The sequence below is a fragment of the Rhizobium sp. Leaf262 genome, assembly GCF_001422245.1.
Lineage (GTDB): Bacteria > Pseudomonadota > Alphaproteobacteria > Rhizobiales > Rhizobiaceae > Agrobacterium.
In genome coordinates this window covers 138,295-159,778 of sequence record NZ_LMMM01000007.1, presented here as the reverse complement: position 1 = coordinate 159,778, position 21,484 = coordinate 138,295, and the positions used below count along the sequence as shown (strand labels likewise).

Annotated in this window: 17 protein-coding genes, 1 tRNA gene and 2 pseudogenes; 16 read left to right on the top strand and 4 right to left on the bottom strand. The window is 52.1% G+C overall.

The features are described 5' to 3' along the window. Window positions 1-249 precede the first annotated feature (249 nt). A complete protein-coding gene (gene ppdK / locus ASF29_RS09750; RefSeq protein ID WP_062450490.1) occupies window positions 250-2,976 on the top strand; it encodes a pyruvate, phosphate dikinase in 2,727 nt (908 codons plus the stop codon). Window positions 2,977-2,979: 3 nt separating this feature from the next. On the opposite strand, the gene ASF29_RS09745 is transcribed toward ppdK, so the two are convergent. Then, on the bottom strand, window positions 2,980-3,249 hold the full coding sequence (locus ASF29_RS09745; protein WP_062450489.1) for a hypothetical protein: 270 nt from the start codon (window positions 3,247-3,249) through the stop codon (window positions 2,980-2,982). Window positions 3,250-3,543: 294 nt separating this feature from the next. Between ASF29_RS09745 and ASF29_RS09740 the strand changes: the two genes are divergently transcribed. From ASF29_RS09740 to ASF29_RS09730, 3 genes are all read left to right on the top strand, one after another. Continuing rightward, window positions 3,544-4,464 carry a DUF1499 domain-containing protein gene (locus tag ASF29_RS09740; protein WP_062450488.1) on the top strand — a complete coding sequence of 307 codons (921 nt, stop codon included), beginning with the start codon at window positions 3,544-3,546 and terminating at the stop codon, window positions 4,462-4,464. A gap of 83 nt (window positions 4,465-4,547) precedes the next feature. After that, window positions 4,548-4,796, top strand: coding sequence for a hypothetical protein (locus tag ASF29_RS09735; protein ID WP_062450487.1), 249 nt, complete (start codon window positions 4,548-4,550; stop codon window positions 4,794-4,796). Then, complete coding sequence (locus ASF29_RS09730; RefSeq protein WP_062450486.1) at window positions 4,793-5,212, top strand: type II toxin-antitoxin system VapC family toxin; 420 nt, start codon at window positions 4,793-4,795, stop codon at window positions 5,210-5,212. The genes ASF29_RS09735 and ASF29_RS09730 overlap by 4 nt, the downstream gene beginning before the upstream one ends. A gap of 9 nt (window positions 5,213-5,221) precedes the next feature. Here the strand turns inward: ASF29_RS09730 and ASF29_RS09725 are convergent, their stop codons facing one another. Then, window positions 5,222-6,130, bottom strand: a complete 909-nt coding sequence (locus tag ASF29_RS09725; RefSeq protein WP_062450485.1) for an MBL fold metallo-hydrolase — start codon at window positions 6,128-6,130, stop codon at window positions 5,222-5,224. A 15-nt stretch (window positions 6,131-6,145) separates the two neighbouring features. Further along, window positions 6,146-6,443, bottom strand: a pseudogene (locus tag ASF29_RS09720) (cupin). 172 nt (window positions 6,444-6,615) lie between these two features. Between ASF29_RS09720 and ASF29_RS09715 the strand changes: the two are divergent. After that, window positions 6,616-6,690, top strand: a tRNA-Gln gene (locus ASF29_RS09715). A gap of 548 nt (window positions 6,691-7,238) precedes the next feature. Here ASF29_RS09715 and ASF29_RS23920 read toward each other — a convergent pair. Then, window positions 7,239-8,017, bottom strand: a pseudogene (locus ASF29_RS23920) (DDE-type integrase/transposase/recombinase). A gap of 280 nt (window positions 8,018-8,297) precedes the next feature. Between ASF29_RS23920 and ASF29_RS09705 the strand changes: the two are divergent. The 11 genes from ASF29_RS09705 to ASF29_RS09650 all read left to right on the top strand — a co-directional run bounded on the left by ASF29_RS09705 (window position 8,298) and on the right by ASF29_RS09650 (window position 21,483). After that, window positions 8,298-9,041, top strand: coding sequence for a glycosyltransferase family 25 protein (locus ASF29_RS09705; protein WP_062450484.1), 744 nt, complete (start codon window positions 8,298-8,300; stop codon window positions 9,039-9,041). Window positions 9,042-9,073: 32 nt separating this feature from the next. Then, complete coding sequence (locus ASF29_RS09700; RefSeq protein WP_082453450.1) at window positions 9,074-10,429, top strand: O-antigen ligase family protein; 1,356 nt, start codon at window positions 9,074-9,076, stop codon at window positions 10,427-10,429. Beyond that, the gene (locus ASF29_RS09695; RefSeq protein ID WP_062450483.1) at window positions 10,419-12,335 is read left to right on the top strand and encodes a nucleoside-diphosphate sugar epimerase/dehydratase; all 1,917 of its coding nucleotides are present in this window, start codon (window positions 10,419-10,421) and stop codon (window positions 12,333-12,335) included. The genes ASF29_RS09700 and ASF29_RS09695 overlap by 11 nt, the downstream gene beginning before the upstream one ends. 46 nt (window positions 12,336-12,381) lie before the next feature. Further along, entirely contained in the window at window positions 12,382-13,293 is a 912-nt protein-coding gene (locus ASF29_RS09690; protein ID WP_062450482.1) for an NAD-dependent epimerase/dehydratase family protein, read from the top strand. 55 nt (window positions 13,294-13,348) lie between these two features. After that, window positions 13,349-13,927, top strand: a complete 579-nt coding sequence (locus ASF29_RS09685) for a sugar transferase (RefSeq protein WP_062450481.1) — start codon at window positions 13,349-13,351, stop codon at window positions 13,925-13,927. Between the two features lie 226 nt (window positions 13,928-14,153). Beyond that, window positions 14,154-14,894 (top strand): ABC transporter permease, encoded by a 741-nt coding sequence (locus tag ASF29_RS09680; RefSeq protein WP_062450480.1) that lies wholly within the window; start codon window positions 14,154-14,156, stop codon window positions 14,892-14,894. Next, window positions 14,884-16,230, top strand: coding sequence for an ABC transporter ATP-binding protein (locus ASF29_RS09675; protein ID WP_082453442.1), 1,347 nt, complete (start codon window positions 14,884-14,886; stop codon window positions 16,228-16,230). The genes ASF29_RS09680 and ASF29_RS09675 overlap by 11 nt, the downstream gene beginning before the upstream one ends. A 29-nt stretch (window positions 16,231-16,259) precedes the next feature. Next, window positions 16,260-17,285 carry a class I SAM-dependent methyltransferase gene (locus ASF29_RS09670; RefSeq protein WP_062450478.1) on the top strand — a complete coding sequence of 342 codons (1,026 nt, stop codon included), beginning with the start codon at window positions 16,260-16,262 and terminating at the stop codon, window positions 17,283-17,285. Between the two features lie 160 nt (window positions 17,286-17,445). Continuing rightward, window positions 17,446-19,521, top strand: coding sequence for a glycosyltransferase (locus ASF29_RS09660; protein WP_162237888.1), 2,076 nt, complete (start codon window positions 17,446-17,448; stop codon window positions 19,519-19,521). A 79-nt stretch (window positions 19,522-19,600) separates the two neighbouring features. Further along, entirely contained in the window at window positions 19,601-20,581 is a 981-nt protein-coding gene (locus ASF29_RS09655) for a hypothetical protein (protein WP_062450475.1), read from the top strand. After that, a complete protein-coding gene (locus tag ASF29_RS09650) occupies window positions 20,578-21,483 on the top strand; it encodes a hypothetical protein (protein WP_062450474.1) in 906 nt (301 codons plus the stop codon). The genes ASF29_RS09655 and ASF29_RS09650 overlap by 4 nt, the downstream gene beginning before the upstream one ends. The last annotated feature ends 1 nt before the right edge of the window (window position 21,484 follow it).

Sequence of the window (21,484 nt, the reverse complement as noted above, 5' to 3'; positions counted from 1 at the left end):
CAAGATCGCCTCTGCCTTCAACGGAAATGCGGCAGTCAAGGCGGACTGGGAAGAGTTCTGAAACGGTTGAAGTGATGCCAAAACAGGCCGCCCGCGATCACCGCGGGCGGCTTTTGTTTTGGATGATGGCCCTGCGCGCCGTATTTATGCTGCACTGCAATGGCAAGTTGCCGTGACTGGCGTTCCCAACAAAGAAACAATGCTGTAAAGGGTTGAAAAACAAGAACGCTTCTGGGTGGAGAGCGTAGTATGAAAAAATGGGTCTATACCTTTGGCGATGGAAAGGCCGAAGGCTGTGCGGGTGACGTTGCGCTGTTGGGCGGCAAGGGTGCGAACCTTGCTGAAATGGCGAGCCTCGGCCTGCCTGTTCCACCCGGCCTGACCATCATCAGCGAGGCCTGCGCGCGTTATCATCAGGGCGGTCGCTCCTTGCCTGAAGAGCTGAAATTGCAGGTCACAAGCGGCATTTGCGCCGTGGAGAGCATTACCGGTTGCACGTTTGGTGCAGGTCCCCAGCCGCTGTTGCTGTCCGTCCGTTCCGGTGCACGTGCCTCCATGCCAGGCATGATGGACACGGTGCTGAATCTCGGCCTCAACGACCAGACGGTGCAGGCACTGGCGGAAAAATCCGGCGACGCCCGCTTTGCATGGGATAGCTACCGCCGTTTCATCCAGATGTATGCCGATGTCGTCATGGGCCTCGACCACGAAATCTTCGAGGAAATTCTCGAAGACGAAAAAGGTCGCCTTGGCTACGAATACGATACCGAGCTTTCCGCCGCCGAGTGGCAGCATGTCGTCTCACGTTACAAGAGCCTCATCGAAGAGGAACTGGACGAACCCTTTCCGCAGGACACACAGGTGCAATTGTGGGGCGCCATCGGTGCCGTCTTTGCCAGCTGGATGAACACCCGCGCCGTCACCTATCGTCACCTGCACAATATCCCGGGAGACTGGGGTACGGCGGTCAATGTTCAGGCCATGGTGTTCGGTAATCTCGGCTCGTCATCGGCGACAGGCGTTGCATTTACCCGCAATCCCTCCACCGGCGAAAAAGAACTTTACGGCGAATTCCTCGTCAATGCGCAGGGAGAGGATGTGGTTGCGGGCATTCGCACGCCGCAATCCATCACCGAAGACGCGCGCATCTGTTCCGGCTCCGACAAGCCGTCGATGGAAAAACTGATGCCGGAGGCATTCTCGGAGTTCCTCGCGATATGCGGACGGCTGGAAAGCCACTACCGCGATATGCAGGATATGGAATTCACCATAGAGCGCGGCAAATTGTGGATGTTGCAGACCCGTTCCGGCAAGCGCACCACCAAGGCGGCGATGAAGATTGCCGTCGACATGGTGGCCGAAGGTCTTGTGACCACCGATGAGGCGATCTGCCGGATCGAACCGTCCTCGCTCGACCAGTTGCTGCACCCGACCATCGATCCCTCCATCGAACGGCCCATCATCGGCTCCGGCCTTCCGGCCTCGCCGGGTGCTGCATCTGGCGAGATCGTCTTTACTTCCGAGGAAGCGGTTTCCGCCAAGGCAGAGGGTCGCCGCGTCATTCTCGTGCGCATGGAAACCAGCCCGGAAGACATTCACGGCATGCATGCCGCAGAAGGCATTCTGACCACGCGCGGCGGCATGACCAGCCACGCGGCCGTGGTGGCGCGTGGCATGGGCATCCCTTGCGTTTCCGGCGCAGGCTCCATGCGGGTGGACGTGCGCAACAACGTCCTGATCGGCGTGGGCTGCATGCTGAAGCGAGGCGATGTCATCACCATCGATGGTTCCTCAGGTCGTGTGATGAAGGGCGAAGTGCCGATGACGCAGCCGGAACTGTCCGGTGATTTCGCCAAGCTGATGGAATGGGCAGACGCCACCCGTCGCATGACGGTGCGCACCAATGCCGATACGCCCGCCGATGCCCGCGCCGCCCGTGCTTTTGGCGCGGAAGGCATCGGTCTTTGCCGTACCGAACACATGTTTTTCGAAGGTGACCGCATTCAGGTCATGCGCGAAATGATTCTCGCCGAGCACGAAGAGGGCAGGCGGGCGGCACTCGACCAGTTGCTGCCCATGCAGCGGCAGGATTTCACCGACCTGTTCTCCATCATGCACGGCCTGCCGGTGACTATCCGTTTGCTGGACCCGCCTTTGCACGAATTCCTTCCGAAGACGGATGGCGAGATCGTTGAGGTCGCAGCGGCCATGGGCATGTCGCAGACGCTGTTTCGCCAGCGGCTGGATGCCCTGCATGAGTTCAACCCAATGCTGGGCCATCGCGGCTGTCGTCTGGCCATTTCCTATCCTGAAATTGCCGAAATGCAGGCCCGCGCCATCTTCGAAGCCGCCGTGGAAGCCGCCCGCCAGACCGGTGCGCCGGTCGTGCCAGAAATTATGGTACCGCTGGTCGGTCTGCGATCCGAGCTGGATTACGTTCGCGCCGTCATCGACCGTGTGGCCGCAGCCGTGGCGCAGGAAACCGGCATGGCGCTCGAATATCTGACCGGCACCATGATCGAGTTGCCGCGCGCGGCCCTTCGCGCCCATGTCATTGCAGAAGCTGCCGAATTCTTCTCCTTCGGCACCAACGACCTGACGCAGACGACCTTCGGCATCTCGCGTGACGATGCTGCCCGCTTCATCGAGACCTATCAGCGTAAGGGCATCATTGAGCGCGACCCCTTCGTATCGCTGGATTTCGATGGTGTGGGTGAGTTGATTCGCATAGCCGCAGATCGTGGCCGTCAGACGCGACCGGAACTCAAGCTCGGCATCTGCGGCGAACATGGCGGCGACCCGGCCTCCATCCATTTCTGCGAGGATGCAGGACTGGACTACGTGTCCTGCTCACCCTTCCGCGTGCCGATAGCGCGTCTCTCTGCGGCGCAGGCGACGCTTGCCATGGCGCAGAAGCGTGACACCGAAACCGTCTCGAAGGTCGTGCCGCTCAGGGCGATTCCGGCGAAGGTGTAAGGCTTAGCGGTTCTGCACGATGATGCGGCGTTCCACCACGACCGGACGATAGAACATGTCGCGGCTGGACTGCGCCTGCCAGGCGCGGGCATCGGCACGGCGGTCTAGGTCCAGATCCAGCAGGCAACCGGCCATCTGGTCGGTGTTGGGGCGGAAGCCATAACCGCGGCAGGTGGCCTCGTCACGCGCCCGCCGTTCCTCCGGGCTCAGCGTCTGGCAAGCCGAAAGCGCCATGGTTGCCGCAAGGGCACTAAGGACGATGGAAACACGCATGATGGTCACTCCCTGATCACAGCGACTGTGGCTGCTTTGCGCTCACTGATACGACTGTTTGAGCGCAGAGAAAAGTCCGATGCCGGGCAAAGGTTGCGTTTGGAAAACACGTCGCAGAAAAGTGTTTGCCGTTGCGCCATCGAAGGGTGGAATTATTCCATTCCAATCAGAAACCCATTATGACGGAATATCCTCGGCGATTCCACGCGAAACGCCATCTTTGAAATATGACGGCATGTCGTGCACATCTGTTCAACGGTTGCAGCGGCGGGATGCCAAGCCAGGTGCCGTTTTATGACTGTGCGTTTCGTTCGGCCCGTGTCCTTTGCGGCATATCTGTCCCGATATCTCGGGCTGTCGGCGCTCGTGCTGTTTCTCATCGCTGCACCTCTGCACCGCTTCGGCCCGCTCACGCTGCCGGATTTCATTTCGCTGACCCTCATTTCCGCAGCCATTGCCACTGTCGCGCTGGTGCTCGCCATCATCGGCCTGCAACGCCTCTGGTCTGCCGGTGCCAAGGGTGGGCTCTGGTCGTTTTACGCCATTCTGCTTGCCGCCATCCCTTTGGGCGTCGTGGCATTTGCAGCGTTTCTCTATTGGCAGAAACCGCATATCTATGACGTCTCGACAGACATTGCCGATGCGCCGAACTGGCTTTCCATTCCAACCGCCAACCAGCAATGGCTGCCACGCCCGACCATCATATCCAAGGCAGATCGTGATGCGCAGGTCGCAGCCTATCCAAGCCTTGCAGGCCACCGCTATGAAGGCGCGATAGACCGCGTCTACACCGCCGCCCGCAAGGTGGCGAAGGCCCAGCGCATCCGCATTGCCCACACCGATGGCCTGATCGGCTCTCTGCCGGATGTTCAGCCCGGCGTGCCCAGGCAGGACCAGACCGAAGGCACCAACGACACGCCCATCGACGAGTTGCCCACCAACGTTCCCGTACCACTGGCCCGCCCGGCAGAGGCTCCGGCCCCCACCTTCTTCAATGGCAGCGGCGTGGTGATGCTACAGGGAGAAATGCGCAGCCTTATCTGGGGCCTGCGCTTCGATGTCCTCATCCGTCTGCGCGAAGACACCGAAACCACGCTGGTAGACGTCCGCGTCGCCTCCCGCTTCGGCCCGCATGATCTGGGCATGGGCGCGGATATCGCCGAGGCCTATCTGGATGCGCTGGATGCGGAAATGCAGGGTTTGAATGATAATTGATGTAACAATGCCTCTGGTCCAATCTCGTTGAGAAAAGACATTCGTTGCATTATGTTTCAGCTGATGATGAACGAGGAAACGTGATGGCAAGCATGACGATCCCCAACATTGACGAGACTCTCAAGCGGCGACTGAGCGTTCGCGCTGCTCACCATGGGCGCTCGATAGAGGAAGAAGCGCGTGACATCTTGTCAGCTGCCGTTTCTGTCGATGAGGCGCAGAGCAGAAATCTTGCAGAAACAATACGTGCACGATTGCAAAAGGGCGCCGTGGAGATTGAAGTTCCGCCTCGCGACGCCATTCGTGCCGCCCCAGATTTCGGTGACGCTTGATTGTCCTCGACACGAATGTGATCTCCGAGCTTCTCAAGACTCACCCCGCTTCGTCAGTTCTGGATTGGTTTGACAGACAATCCTCAGCGTCCATTTTCACCACTGCTGTAACGGAAGCGGAAATCCTCTACGGCTTGCGGATGCTTCCCGAAGGTCGTCGCAGGCGCGAATTGGAAGCAGCCATATTGCCGATATTTTCCGAGGATCTGAGGGGAAGGGTGCTTCCGTTCGATAGTGATGCAGCAAATATTTATGCAAAAATTGCCGCAGACCGTCGCGCGCTTGGCAGGCCCATCAGTCAGTTCGATGCACAGATCGCCGCCATCGCAATATCACGGGGCGCATCCCTCGCAACGCGAAACGTGGCGGATTTTGACTTGCTCACGCTTGAGATCATTAATCCATTTGAGGACTAAGCCCTGTCGTCAACGGGGCAAATAAACCCCACCGAGCGAAGGTGGTCCATCCGTCTGCACTTCGCCTTTTTCAATCAGGTCTTCGATATGCGCCAGAACGGAAAGCGCCGCTGCACCGTGCAGGCGCGGGTCGGTGCTTCGGTAGATGATCTTCACCATATCGGGTATGGTCCGGTCGCCCGCCTTGATACGCGCCAGCACGGCCTTTTCCCGCATGCGCCTGTGCGCCCGCAACCCGCGCATGAAGGCAGTTGGGTCGTTCACCGGCCCGCCATGGCCGGGCAGAAACATCCGGTCCTTGCGCTTCAGAAGCTTCGCCAGCGAGGCCATGTAATCGCTCATCGATCCATCCGGCGGCGCGACGATGGTTGTGGCCCATGCCATCACATGGTCGGCTGAAAAGACGATGCCGCTATCATCGAGCGCAAAGGCGGAATGATTGGCCGTGTGGCCGGGTGTATGCAGAGCCGTCAGCGCCCATCCGTCGCCTGAGATGCTTTTGCCATCCCCCAACGCGATATCCGGCACGAAATCCGTGTCGGAACTCTCGGCAAAGGGATTGCGCTCACCCTCATGCAGAGGTCGTGCAGCCCGATGCGGACCTTCGGCCACCGTCAGCGCTCCAGTCGCCAGCTTCAACCGCGCCGCCAGCGGCGAGTGGTCGCGATGCGTATGGCTGACGAAAATATGCGTGACCTCGCGGCCCGCAAGCGCCGCCATCAAGGCCTGAAAATGCGCCTCGTCCTCCGGGCCGGGATCGATGACCGCCACGGATTTGTCGCCAACGATATAGCTGTTCGTTCCATGGAAGGTAAAGGCCGAGGGATTGTTGACGGTGATGCGCTGCACACCATCCGCCACGGGCACGGCGATGCCATAGGCGGGATCGAAGTCACGGTTGAATTCGGGGTCTGCCATCGTCTCAGTCTACGCTCACTTATATTCGATCTCGATGAAGGACATCGGCTTGCTACCGCCGTTGACGACATTATGCGAAATACCGGCGTCGCGCCGATAAGGCATTCCCTGCGCCACATCCACATGTCGGCTGCCGTTTTCTTCCTCGATCAAAAAATGACAATCCGTCATTGGCACCACCACGTAACCGAGACCATGCGTGTGGTGGCCGGTATCCGCGCCCGGCTCGAAAATCCCAGCGAATGATTCGCACAGCGGCATCGTCGAGCAACGTTGTGGGAATGGCGGGTGGTCGGGCCGAGTATTTGCTCATGGGGACTTCACCTGAAAGTGCGGGGACGGCAAGTGTTCTTCTGAACTAACATGAAGCGTCTGGTGCACCCACAAGAAATATTGTCTACACCTCAACTTAATGATTGCCGCTGGCAGTGCGCTTTGATAATCAGGCCCGGTTCAGGCAGTGGCGCTTCGCTTATCTGCCCTGGTGGGGCGTCGCCAAGCGGTAAGGCACCGGTTTTTGGTACCGGCATTCCCAGGTTCGAATCCTGGCGCCCCAGCCATGTTTCTACTTTTCGTATATTTCAATGTCTTAATGGAGCAAAGCGTGCTTCTACCGGAACAGTTCAACGGACCAGATTTGCAGAACATGATGCGGTGAGGCGTAGTCTTTGAGATTGCGGGTCATTTCAGGCGGAAAGATAGTGATACCGCAGGTCAAGGGGACTTCCCATAAATACCACTCGTCTAAGTCATTAGGGTTCGGCGAGCAGGTCATAGTGCCCGTACCCCTTGGATGGGAGGCTACCGGCGTGTAGGGCAGTTCCGCCTGCAAGCAGGGCAGATACGTCGTCGGTGAGTCGCGACGACAAACCGCCCAATGTATCCATCCTGCGATCCACTCCAGTCACGGTTGACCATGGTTCCCACGCGACCGCCCTCAGCCCCTTTGGTTCGAATCTGATAGACTTCAAGAGGCGATCACCCGCCAATTAACGGGCTTCAAAAGTAAAATTTTTTCGGCACTATGATCGAGGAAATTTTGAGGATAGAGCTGGCTCGGTTTGTCTGACTAGTTTCGGGAGTTTTGCTAAGTGGATTTCCGCCTCGATTATGCCGCCACCATCATTGGTGCCAGCGCGTTGAAATAGGCATGATCCGGCGTCTGCCGGTCACGGGATGAATGTGGGCGTCGGCCATTGTAGAGGTCAGGTTTGTCATAGCGATCCAGCGCCTCCTCCACTGCTTTGATGTAGAAATCCGCTTCCATCGTGATCGCACCCGCCACCACAGAACCCTAGGGCTGAACGAGTCCACGACGGCGCAGAGGTAGAAAAAACCGGGAGCCACCGGGACATAGGCTATGTCCACTGCCCACACCTAATTAGGTTGAGTGACCGCCAGCTTTCGCGGGAGGTAGGGATAGTTTGTGACCTAGCACTGGTTTGGATGTGTTCGGGCGACGGTATATCCGGCGCACTAGGGCAAGATCGCCGCTAGGCAAGGGACGAGACAGATAATAGACAGTGCCACGGCTGAATTCGAGAAGCTTCGCTTGGCGCACGACGGAGAGTTTGTGCTCGCCATCTATTATTTCTTCCGCCCCAGCAATCCCGCCTTGCCGAGCGCTCCGGCCAAAAAATCGTTCTCCAGTATCACTTCGCCAATCTCGGCGTGCTGCGTTTTTACATCGACGGCTGGAGCCGCTGGTTCCGCTTTCGCTTCATAGCCGAAACCCCTGTTGCTCCTCAAGGAACTGCTCTTTCCACTGTTTGATTTGGTTGGCATGCGCATCAAACTGCTGGGAATAGCGGCGCGCGCCACTTTTCTCTGAAAGCCGGGCTGTGGTTCCGAGGCGGTCGTCTCGTCACGGTTCCCTGTTCTCGGCATCTAAGCCGAAGGCAGGTAGAAATTCCACTTATCCCGGCTGTTCAAATTTGCCAAGCCAGCTCTAAGTTCCTTAGTATGTAGTTGCGTAAGATGGTGATTGCAATGAATTCAACCCAGCGTTTTCACCCAATGTCGCTCAGGAATGAGAGTTAAGTTGGGGAAACTATAAAAAAGGAAGTAATAATAATGTTGAATTGATATAGGCTTTTCATAAGTCTCGTATGAGCATTCGTTTGTGTGCCAGAAGATTCTCGAGAAATCTGGCCAGGTGGGTTGAAGTTTGTCTGATAAGATTGCAACTTATATTATAAATCTCGACCGATCGTCCGATCGGTGGAGTGCAATCTCTTCTCAGGCTCGGTGCGTCGGTATGCATGTCGAGCGTGTAATCGGAGTCGATGGACGAGAAGTCGAAAATGAGCAGCGAGTGGGTTTTGACGAAAAAGCATTTATTCGTCGGAATGGTCGGATTTTGCTTCCAGGGGAATACGGTTGCTATAAAGCTCACATCCGGGCTTTGGAACTGTTTTTATCAAGCGCAAACACGAGCGCTATTATTGTGGAAGATGATGTCGATCTAGATGTAAACATAATACCCAGAGCGATGGCTATCCAAAAATCGTTGCCAACTGCTGAGGTAGTGAAGCTGCTCAGCCACAGGTCGAAATTTTTTCGAGAGATGGTTGTGACTGAGTATGGTGACCGAGTGGGAAAATGTCTTCATGGACCACAGGGGTCAGCAGCATGTTATCTAGTCACTAGGGTGGGCGCAGCGCGGTTGCTCGCTACGATTCAGCGCATAAATTTTCCATATGATATTGCTCTTGAACGTGGATGGAAAACTGGCGTAAAGATTTTCACCGTTCAGCAAAATATTGTTGAGTTATCTGATCGTTCGCATTTCAGTCAAATCGCTAGTAGGGAAGAGTACCGCGCAGTGAAGGTGAAAGGTCTACGCAAGATTATCACACATCTTATTCGCGCTGTTGAATATGTCCGACGAATTAGGTACGCGCTGTCGTGATTGGCATACGAGACTATAGTAATACGCTTCTCATGCAGTTTCTTGTTGTCACTCTCTGGGTGTTGATGCTGTCCGTCACGCTCGTGGAAAGCGATGCGTATCGATACGCGGCTATAGTTTTGATCTTTTACGCGTTGTTCGGTAGTGTTAGGGAGGAAAAATATTTTCCTGGCGATTGGTTGGCTGCGTTATGTGTCCTGTCCGGGACGGTCGTAATCACACGCTTTATTATCGATTTGGCAATGACTGGTGAAAGGGGAGCTTCGGAATGGCTGTACGCTTTTCCGATATTGTTCCCCTTTTTAGGTAGCGCGTTAATCAAGAGTTGGCACGCGAGCAAGGGTGTCTTCTTTGCTTTTTTTTTGCTCGCTATGATCATGATAATTGTGTCGACGCAGTGGGTTCCGATTGCAAATGGAGAAAGGGGTTTTCCACTTTTCCACCACAATCCGATTCATGGCGCGGTTGGATGTGGGTTTCTGCTTGTCGGTGCATTTTACTGGGCAGCCCATCATTACGAAGTTGGCAGTTCGCGAACAACCAGAGCTGTGGTTTCAATCATTGCGAGCATCATTATCCCGCTTGCTTTATTCAATATTTACGGATCGAAGTCGAAAGGCGTATGGCTTGCACTGATCCCGGCTTTAATTTTGATGTTTCTGTCGATATTTATGTACTTGCGTGTCAAGACAGCGCTTATTGTCGTGGTTATTGGCTTGGTTTTGCTTTGTGGCAGCATTTATTGGGTCAGCGATCACCTTGTCGACGTCGTCGGGCCGACCGTAAAGTCGACTATGTCGATGATTAAGAATTTTGATGGTGGTTCGTCGGTCTTTACTGTTCTCGAGCAAACCACTGCGTCGCAAGATACACCGCCTTCGATGAATGAGCGGTTGCAACTTTGGTCTAATGCGCTTGAAGTTATCGCAGCAGCGCCAGTCTTCGGTAGTGGTAACGGCTGGTTAACGCTCTGGCATTCTACACATTATGCGGCAATTCCTTACACGCTTCTGCACAATGGATATTTCGAAATATTAGTGCGCCATGGTCTTTTCGGCCTCATCATCAGTGGCGTGATTTTTTTGACCGGACTTCATCGTGTCCACCGTGCCTCTAGCCAGGGCATCATCAGCAAAAGTGCGTGCGCGTGCTATGTTACATGTGCAATCTTCTTCGCGTTCACCATTCTCAGCAATTCAAACAACAGGTTAGCACTAGGAGAATCTTTTGCGCTTCTTTTTGGTGCGGTCTGTTTTGCTTGCTCAAAGATGATGCGCCTTGGACTTGCGTCGCATGATGATGGTGTATCCAGCCGTGGACATCAGGAGGTGCTGCTTTATCCACTACGCACCCCGATAAAGCGAAAAGGAATGAGGCATGATCGCTGACAAATACGTCGAGCATATCCTCAATCTTCCACGCTCCACAAAGCGAGCGCTGGCTCTGATTGTTGATATATCCCTATGCATTATAACGATCTGGTTGTCCTTCTGTTTTCGTATGAATAACTGGGTTGCCCTTTCAGGCGTACAGCTCCTGACGATCCCAGTCTCGCTCGCCATCGCTCTGCCTATTTTCATACGAATGGGACTTTATCGTGCGATATTTCGTTTTATCGGGTGGTCTGCATTCATTACAGTCATCAAGGCTATTACGGTTTACGGCTTGGCTTTCATGGCAATTTTTACGGCGATAAGTTTTCCGGGCATACCCCGTACGGTCGGTATCCTGCAGCCGCTGCTTCTGCTCATAGCCATTGGTTTGTCACGCTTCACGACAAGATATTTTTTGTACGAAGCCTACAACCGGATACTGAGGCTCAGTAATCAACGAAATATTTTAATTTACGGTGCGGGCTTTGAAGGGCGACAGTTTGGTGGAGCGTTGAGTCATAGTGCCGACCTCAGGGTCGTAGGCTATCTTGATGATGACATAAATCTGCACGGAAGCCTTATTGCGGGCATTAAAGTTTACAGCCCCGCCAACATCGTTGATCTGAGCGCGCGTCTAAACGTAAGTACAATTCTTCTAGCGCTACCAAAGATTAACCGCCAGCGTCGAAATGAAATCATAGAGCAGTTGCGGGGCGCGCGCGTCGCAGTGCGTACCGTTCCGGATCTCAATGCACTGACCAGGGGTCATGCACAGTATACAGAGATGTACGAGCTTGATGTCGAAGATTTGCTAGGACGGGCGCCGGTTTTGCCCGATCAGGCTCTGTTAGAACGCAATGTCAGAGACAAGGTTGTTCTCGTCACAGGGGCTGCCGGTTCGATCGGCAGCGAGTTGTGCAGAGGGCTGATAAAGTCGCGTCCATCTATACTTCTGTTATTGGATCAAAACGAGTATGGGCTTTACTCGTTGGAAAACGAATTGTTGCGGAAAAATGGCGATTTTTTGCAGGTCATCCCCTTGCTTGCAGATGTTCGCGACGAACTCCGGATCAAGACAATATTAGAGACATGGAAACCCACGACAGTTTATCATGCTGCCGCTTACAAGCATGTGCCACTTGTTGAGCAAAATCCTGTTGAAGGCGTCAAGACGAACGTATTCGGTACGTTGACCGTCGCGAAAGCGGCTATTGCCGCAGGTGCCGAGAGTTTCATCCTTGTCAGTACCGATAAAGCTGTCAGACCTACCAACGTCATGGGAGCTACAAAACGTCTTGCGGAAATCATCCTTCAGTCTCTTGCGGCAAACGGAGCACGTACGAAGCTGACCATGGTGCGTTTCGGCAACGTTTTGGGATCTTCTGGATCGGTGGTTCCATTGTTTCGTGATCAAATAAGGGCAGGTGGGCCGGTTACTCTTACTGACCCAGAAATGACCCGTTTCTTCATGACGGTTCCTGAGGCGACGCAGCTCGTCGTGCAGGCAGGTGCAATGGGTAAAGGCGGTGATGTTTTTGTCTTGGACATGGGAGAGCCCATCAAAATTATAGATCTGGCGCGGCGTATGGTGGAGCTGTCTGGGTTGACTGTTCAGGACGAAATGAATCCAGGTGGTGACATTCGCATCGCCACAACTGGACTTAGACCGGGTGAAAAGCTCTATGAAGAAATGCTGATCGGAGACATGACGGAAGCGACAGAACATCCGAAAGTCATGCGGGCACATGAACAGTTTTTAGAATGGAGTATTCTCGAACGTGAGCTTGAGCGCCTTGCTGCCGTTACTAGCGAAGGTGACGCAACAGGCGTCAAGCGGTTTCTTTGCGAGCTTGTTGAAGACTACCGTCCTCTCGCAAAGGTTGCGGATTATGTTCTGCAGCGTCAAAAGCAGGCTGGGTGATCGAAGTATCGCTCCGCTCGTGACGCTCTGATGACTGGAGTTTTTGATGTTCCTTGTTACGGGTGGATCTGGTTTCGTCGGGCAATATCTCGTCAAGTCATTGAATCAGCATGGTATCGCGTTTCGCGCCGCGAGCCGATCGGTGATATCAGGACATGTGCCTATCGGCGAAATCAACGGCTCAACCGACTGGACAGGCGTGTTGCGTGGCGTTGATACCGTCGTCCATCTGGCTTCATGCAACCAGAATGTCATCGATAAAAGGGAAGCTTCGGCGGCTGATTTCAGGTCGGTGAATCTTGACGGCACCATGCGGCTGGCCGAGCAGTCTGCGGAGAATGGTGTTGGGCGATTTGTATTTATAAGTACGGTCAAGGTAAATGGAGAGCGATCACCTCCATTATCTCCTTTCAAGGCTGATGCACCGCTCAGGCCTCAAACTGACTATGCCCTCTCGAAGTCGGAGGCCGAGCAGCGTTTGACAATCTTGACGAAAGAGTCAGGTATGGAGCTCGTCATAATACGCCCACCCCTCGTATACGGATGGGGCGCGAAGGGTAGCTTCAATATTCTTGTGAAGCTTGTTCGTAGTGGTTTCCCTCTGCCTCTGGCGTCGCTAAACAATCGGCGTTCGATAGTCTACGTCGAAAATTTAGTAGACCTGATCCTCATGGCATCGTCTCATAAAGCAGCCGTTGGGCAGACTTTTATGGTAGCTGACGGTCCCGGCTTATCGACACCAGACCTTGTACGTCAGGTCGCGCGTGCGATGAACCGTTCGGTAAGACTTTTTCCGTGCCCTCTATATCTGCTGCGAAACGTTGCGCGTGCGACTGGCAAGGGTGCTATGGTAGAGCGGCTGATCGACAGTCTTGAGGTCAATATCTCTCACACCAGATCTGTTTTAGACTGGACACCACCGTTCTCCCTTGAGGAAGGCATAAGGAGGTCAATTTGACGACCTTGCCATCTGGGACACCCTTGGAGACGAAAAGCGAGAAAAAGGCTCAGCTATGACGACAGAGATAGAAAAACGGGTAAAAAGATTTTTCGATATCGCGGTTGCGGCCTTGGGCTTGGTCATGTTCTCGCCGGTGCTGATTGTACTTATCGTCGCCATACGCCGCACATCGCCTGGAGGTGCATTTTTTCTCCAGGAACGTGTCGGTCGTCTTGAAGTTCCTTTTTTCTGCGTTAAGTTGCGTACCATGGTGCACGGCACTCCTCACGTGAGTTCCCACGATGCTTGCCAGTCGTGGATTACACCGCTTGGCAAAAAGTTGCGGGCGCTGAAGCTGGACGAGGTGCCGCAGTTGATCAATGTCCTGAAGGGAGAAATGAGCCTTGTGGGCCCGCGCCCATGCCTGCCAAGCCAGCATGACGTTATTGTGGCTCGCCGGTTTCACGATGTTTTTGATGTTCGGCCCGGCATCACAGGCGCAGCTCAGCTTCAGGGGATTGATATGTCTACTCCGGAAAAACTTGCACAAGTCGACGCACACTACATCAGGACCGCTAGGTTCTCTAAAGATATAGGGCTGCTCATTGCTACCGCTTTCGGTTCAGGCAAGGGGGACGCCGTTTCACGGTAAAGTTATAAAAGTATGATTTCTCGTCTCCTCGACGATATCTCCATCGGTGGGCCTATAGGACTCGTTAGGAAAGGCATCTGTTAGACAGGTGCTATGTGTGTCCGGAGCGGCGCTTTAAGTGAAAGGTTGAATATTGTCGAACTTCAAGGGGGGAAGCCGTTCTACATTGAACATCTTGTCCGATCTCGGTAGGCAGGTCACAAAAAGTCGCCACCTGATATGGGCCATGGCTTTGCGTGATTTTCAAACGCGCCATGTTGGCACTGTTGGCGGCGCCATCTGGGCTATCGTTCAGCCGCTTGCTCTGGTCGTGGTGTTTTACTTTGTGTTTGCAATCGGATTTCGTGTTCAAAGCCCGGAGAATACGCCGTTCATACTGTGGTTCGTGGCGGGCCAGGTCGCATGGACATTCTTCAACGATAGTCTGATGTCCATCACATCTTCGGTGTCAGCAAATGCACATCTCATTAAGAAAACGGTTTTTCCTGCGGAGATATTTGCCATCATCCGGATTGTTTCAGGCACGATCTCACACCTGATATTTCTTGCTATCTTGATAACGATGTTACTCTTTATGGGAATTCCGTTTCAGTTCGAGCGCCTTCTCGTTTTTTATTATTATGTTTCCATGGTTATTTTCGTTCTAGGATTGGGTTGGTTATTGTCTGCGCTGCAACCCTTTTTTCGTGACATCGGTCAGGCTTTGGGGATTGTGTTGAATGTTTGGTTCTGGGCTACTCCAATCGTATGGCCCGAAAATATCATTCCAGAGCAATATCACTGGGTGCTCGATTATAATCCGGCTTATTACCTGGTCACGGGATATCGGCAGTCCATGATTTATCAGTCCGTCGTCTGGCCTGACCTATGGAACACTGCCTATTTCTGGGCCGTCACGTCGATCCTGTTTCTTCTCGGTGCCGTTGTATTCAATCGCCTGAAGTCAGAGTTTGTCGATGTCATCTAATGAAATTGTAGGGTCAAGATTGTCAGAAAAAATAGCTGTTTCGGTACGCAACGTATCAAAAAAGTTCCGGCTTTTCGACAATCACGGAGATCGTCTCAAGGAAGCACTGCATCCTTTCCGGAAGACGTATCACCGTGATTTCTGGGCCTTGAATGAAATCGGTTTCGACATCCGCAAGGGTGAAATCGTTGGAATTCTGGGTCGAAATGGATCGGGAAAATCCACATTGCTGCAAATGATTTGTGGCGTTATGCGCCCCACAAGGGGCGAAATTGAAACAAAGGGCCGCATTTCCGCGCTTCTTGAACTGGGGGCGGGTTTCAATCCCGAGTTCACAGGGCGCGCCAATGTCATTCTCAATGGCGCGATCATGGGCTTCAGTGCGGATGAGATGAAGCTCCGAATGCCAGAGATCGAGGCCTTTGCTGATGTCGGTGATTTCTTCGACCAGCCCGTGAAAACCTATTCATCCGGCATGTTTGTCCGTGTCGCTTTCGCAGCGGCAATCAACATCGATCCCGAGATACTGATCGTGGATGAGGCGCTGAGCGTCGGTGACGCCAAATTTCAGCACAAATGTTACAACAAGATCGAAGGATTTCGGACTGCGGGCAAAACCATTTTGCTGGTTACCCATGACATCGGACAGATTACGGCTCATTGTGACCGCGCCATTTTGCTGGACCGTAGCCGTTTGTTGATGGATGGGCCGCCTCGGGAGGTTGTTGACAAATATATCGAGATGTTATTCGCCGACGAGGCTGCGCTCCAGCCAGCAGAGTATGAAACCAGCGCCCAGTTCGAAACGCATATTTCCTATCCGGCACCTAGAACGATTGATGACGCCATGTCTGGCATGCGTCTCGAGCAACGCGGTGTTTATTGCAAGGATGAATCCCGTTATGGTAACCTCGATGCGGAAATTGTGGATTGTGTTGTTGAAGCAGATGGTAAAATCGGCGCTGTGCAGATTACCACCGGTTCGGAGATAACTTTGCATGTTAAAGTGCGTTTTCATAAAGCAATCCAGCCACTTTATGGTTTCGCGGTAAAGTCACTCGCAGGCATTGAGGTTTTTGCAACGAACACGTTTATGCGTAAACAGGTCATGTCTACGGTGCCCCCTGGTGAAGAAAAGACCATTAAGATTGCTTTTCATATGCCTCTCCAAAGTGGAGACTATTTTTTCGACATAGGCGTTGCCGCAGTTGATGGAACTGACGGGGGACTAGCAGCCGATGTTCGTCGCTCTGTCATGATGTTGCGTGTTGCACCGAAACAGACGAAAAGCACGCATAATGGGTTAGTGGATTTATCAGCCAAGTTTGATGGTTAGTGCCTGATTGGCGGGAATGGAGTAATGTATTGACCGAAGAGCACGGCAAGAGTGAAATTTCGTCCCAATTTCAATTAGAGATATTGCGGCAAGGTCCTGCTGTCAGAAAAGCCTACATGGCATCGACAGTGTCACACCTATGCTCGAATGGTTTTAAACGGATTAATATCCTTGAACTCGGCGCTTGGGCTGGCGCATCTACTATCACTTGGGCACAGGCACTCAGAAAGTCTGGAGTGACGGGCCAAGTCCACTGCGTTGATATCTGGAGCCCTTATTTCGATCTAGAGGCTAATGATAGCAGCTTATATGCGGCCATGAATGAAGTAGCTGAAACAGGCGAAATATTCCGGATATTTGAAAGCAATTTAAGAGCCGCTGGTGTGTCTGACATCGTTGGTTGGACGAGAGGTACTACAAAAGATGTGTTGCCGACGATAGCTGATCAAAGCTACGACATCGTTTTTGTCGATGCTTCCCACATTTATAAAGAAGTGCTGTTTGACATCCGCGAAGCCAAACGCATCGTTGCGGATGGGGGTATTATTTGTGGTGACGACCTCGAACTCTTTATTGATCAGGTCGATGTCGACGCGATGAACGGTTTCATTGAACGTGGTATAGATTTCAAGTTGGACCCTGGCACAAAGACACCGTATCACCCTGGTGTAACAAGAGCGATTGCTGAAACATTTGATAAAGTCTCAATGCTTGAAGGCTTTTGGGCGATACAACGTCATGGTGAAGGATGGGCGCTGGTCGATCTTTCTACATTTGACGGTGAGATTCCAGATCATTTAAAAAGAGAGCAGACGGAAGAGATTGCTTCCGTGGTGACAGCTGAATGCGGGTATAATATCGTTAGAGCCCAAGGGCAATTTATAGGCTGTCGCCAATCGCTTGGCCCTGTCGACTTTACGATCCCATTGAGTTCTTTGGCACTTCGATATTCTCAGGATGATTTTATAATGGGGAGGCATTACAACGATGTACTTATAGCCATTTATAAAAATGAAATCTCACGATTGGAGATTGAGTTGGCTCAAACAAAGTGAGGGTTCTCTCTGCCAAGTTTCGTACTAGCTTTAGATTGGCAGGTAGTTCATATATCCCAACAAACAGTGCACAAGGTGATTTAAATACAAATCCTTATAGGTGTATATCCACGATAGTGGTAGATGGTGATATTGGTTTTTCTTTATTTGGTTGCAGTGAGTGCGAGAAACAGCTTTGAAAGTTGCGGTGCCGTGGAGCCTAACACATTATATTCCACTCAATGGATACCATCCACTTTATCGAGCCCTGTTCGATTTTGCGCCTCCTGAGATTGAGCTTCATGCATGGGACAATGTGCAGCTCCAAAGATATCTGGAGAAAAATGGAGTTGTTTGCGCACGCCTTTCTGGGCAGATCAAAAAAGCAGCGAAGAGCGATTCTCTCGAATCTGGTAGCACAGGTCGCGCCTATGGTGATTTTTTCAGTTCGAGCAATAATGTTTTTACGCAAATTCTGCAGGGGGATATTGAGTTTCATCATACTGCACCCTTCCCAAGTCTTAAGCGCCCTTTCATTTTTCATTGCGAGGCTTTTTCGCCAGTCTTTTTACCTTTGGCGCAGCAGGGAAGCGGAAAATTCGAAAACCATGCTGAGTTGAAGGCGCACTATCAATCAATTTTTGCAAATCCTCTCTGCTTAGCGATCTTCTCGCATCTTCCTGAGACACTGCGAAGCTTTGAGCAGTTTTTTGATAATCACGAAATCAGTAACAAACTTCGGCTTTCCGGAATGGGGTTAAGCGAGAAGTCGCTTATTGGTTTGAACAATTGCGAAAAAATGACTGGCAGCATTCCTCGTTTTTTGTTCATCAATTCAGCACACCAGAATCCAGCAAACTTTTTTAATAGAGGAGGGCATATTGCCCTCATGTTCTGGCAAAAATTCCGTGCAGAGGGACGGCGAGGCCGGTTGGTGCTTCGTTGCGACAAGCCATCAGCTGCTCTGCTAAAGAAGCACGGCGTAGATACTGACTTCGTTGAGTCCGAAATCGGTAAAAGCATATTGTGGGCGAAGGGTTACCTGGAAAATCATGAGATGAACGCCCTCATGGAGGCGTCTGATTTTCTTCTATTGCCCAGCGCTTCGTTGCATTCGGCATCGATACTTCAGGCGATGAGCGCGGGAGCTATACCCGTTGTAACCGACACGGTTGGGACGTCTCTTTATGTGACCGATGGAGAGAATGGCATCGTTCTTAAAGGAATGCGAGATGCGATATGGGTGCAGGACGAGGATACTGGGCTTATCGTCGATAGATATGATCGTATGACATCGTCTCTGGACAATTTGCTTGTAGGACAGCTTTGGACGCGCATCAGCGATTTACTGAACCACCCAGATGCGCTTTCGCGTTTGCGTCATCAGATGCAAAGTCGCGTCAAAAGTGAATTTTCCGGAGCCAAATTTGCGGAACAATTCTGGGGGGATGTTCGAAGCATAGCCGAGGGGCAAGACTTTAAAGTCAATGACTTAGATTCTTGGGTATCTGATATTCAAAAATGTGTCTTGAAAAAAGAAGACTGGACAAGAGTGTTTGAGAGCGTCCCGAGGCCTGTCCGTAGGGTCTTCACAGGGGATGGAATCATTCTCGAGTTAGGCGGTTCGTTTGTGCATGCTAGAGGGAATCCATCTTTGCGTCTGGAGGATTTTTCCGCGCTCCAGTATTACATGAATCCGGTATCACCTCGCTTGGCTTGGGATTACAGCCTAGACACTTTGGTCGAAAAACTATTGCAACACGATAGTTACGAAGAAGGGTACGGAAAATCTGCTATTCGTGCTTGGGTATCCCAAAAATTGCTGCCTTATCCAGAGCTGCATTCCCGTGTCAATCGTCGATTTATTCAAGCTGTACGCCTTAGGAGATCACTTCGCTTATCACTCAATCGTGCGGCTGCTTACAGGAAAAGACGGGCTCAAAAATCTGATTTACTGGAAGATACAGAGCTCGTTGCTCAAGACATAGATGGTTTCAATGTTATAAGGCATTATCATCTTTTCATCGCGATTCCATGCGCGGACGGTGCCTTTGACATGGAGCGCGTTCGTCGCGGAGGATACTCTGTCTCGATGACTTCCTATTCGCTCGAAGGGGCAACTAGGAAAATATTGAGACGCAGTTTGCACAATCGAGGACGATGGACGCTCTTGCTACATCGAACTGCAAAGCGGGTAAAAAGCCCTATTATCCGCAGGGTTTTGAAGTCGATGGGGAAATATTTTTTGAAAATATAGAAAATACGGTCGATAGTATATCTTAAAGTGATCGGCCTTTCACGGCATCCATCTGGAACGCGACTTGGAAAAATTTTGTATGCAAAGTACTCATCACAATGCCAAGCCAAAAATCAATCTTTGGGTCTACAATCACCCTGCGTTTGGTATCAGCGATCAGGTTGCTTTCTTCGTCTCCGCGTTTGAGCAGAATGGTTACGAGGTCGATGTCAGTGATCGCCCAAACAATGCCGCTCTCAATGTCGTCATCGAGAATTTTGCTCCGCACACAAAGCGCGTCTTGATGGAATTCTGCAATGAAAATAGCGCCAGAGTGGCGGTTATAATGACGGAGCACATAGATTTTGTAGGCTGGAAGATTCTTATTCACGGTGATCCGTTGTGGAGTCAAAATGACTACATGCAGCCGACAACACAGGTTACAAGATTAAGAAATCTGATCGCGTTGCAACCTTATCTCAAATGTTTCTTCGTACTCGGGGATTTGCCCGAGCTCCAAAATATTGACGAGATGATTTTGGATGTCGAGGTCCATAAAATTCCTTTTCCGACAATGCCAGTGGTTCAGATTGAGGGTCGACCTCCTGACTGCGATCTTCTTTTTACGGGTGTTCTGACTGATTACCGTCAGAGTTTCTTGACTGGCTTGTCGGCAATGGGCTTGGTTATTCAGTCGCCACCGGGCTTCGTATCGCATGAGAAACGCGACGAAATGAACGAGCAGTCGAAGTTGGTTCTCAATATTCCACAACGCAGGAGCTGGCGGTGGCTGTCTTCAATGCGAATTTTGGCTGCTTTGCGCTGCGGCCGGGCGACAGTTTCGCTCGGAACAAATGACACCTGTGAAATGGCGAAGTGCACCTACCAGATCGACATTGAGAAGGAAGATTGGCGGGAACTTTTGAGGTCATATGTTGGAGACTGGCGTGGACTCTACGAAAGAGCCCATGCAGACTACACTGCGATGGCGGTGGACTTTGAGCGGAGACACCCGTTCCCACATGATATGGTGGAATACTGGGCAATAACCGACAGGCTGTCGGGAAAGGCGACAGCGTGAGCAAACGGATTTCTCTGCTGCTTCCTACCCGTGGTCGGCGCAAACTTGTTTATCGTTTTCTCGAGAGTGTTCTCACGACTGCAGCGCATCCAGAAGAGATCGAGGTCGTGATTTGTGTGGATGACGATGACGTCGACAGTCATAATATCGTTTTCCCCGGACTGGCATTGAAACAGATCGTGGTGCCACGACAGAATATGGGGGCCTATAATGATATCTGCCTTGAACAAGCGAGTGGTGATATATCCATTGCTGTCAACGATGACATGATCGTTAGGACGCACGGGTGGGACGATAAGATACGATCCATGGATGCGGAATATCCAGATGGTATCTACCTCGCCTATGGGAACGATCTGTTCAAGGGCCGAAAACTCTGCACGTTTCCCATCATGAGTCGGCGGATGACGGATCTGATGTTTGCAGCTTATCCACGCATCTATCGTGGTGCTTTCATTGATGTTCATTTGATGGATATATTCAAACGCCTGTCGAAAATGGGATTCGAACGCTTCATATATCTGGAGGATGTCGTTTTCGAGCACGTTCACTATCGTGTCGATGCGTCAGTCCTGGACAAGACTTATACGGAGCGCCCTCGCTTTGGTGATGACCGTGTTTTTATTGGTCTTATCGAGCAGCGTGCAGCTGAGGCTCTGCGATTGGCCAATGCAATTTCGTCTCCCGGTGTTGGGCCTTTGGCGGAAAAAGCGCCTACTTATAAGCCGGTACCCCTTGGCCTTCTGTCCGCGCCGTGGACAATCTTGCGTTGTTTCGGGCTGGACGTAGGTTTACCATTTGCATGGCGGCTCCGCTTGCTTGTATGGATGGTTGCAAGGTTCTACTATTCGGTGTTGAAATCGCCTAGTCATTCCGAGGGCAATAGGCGTCTTGAAAGCTGAG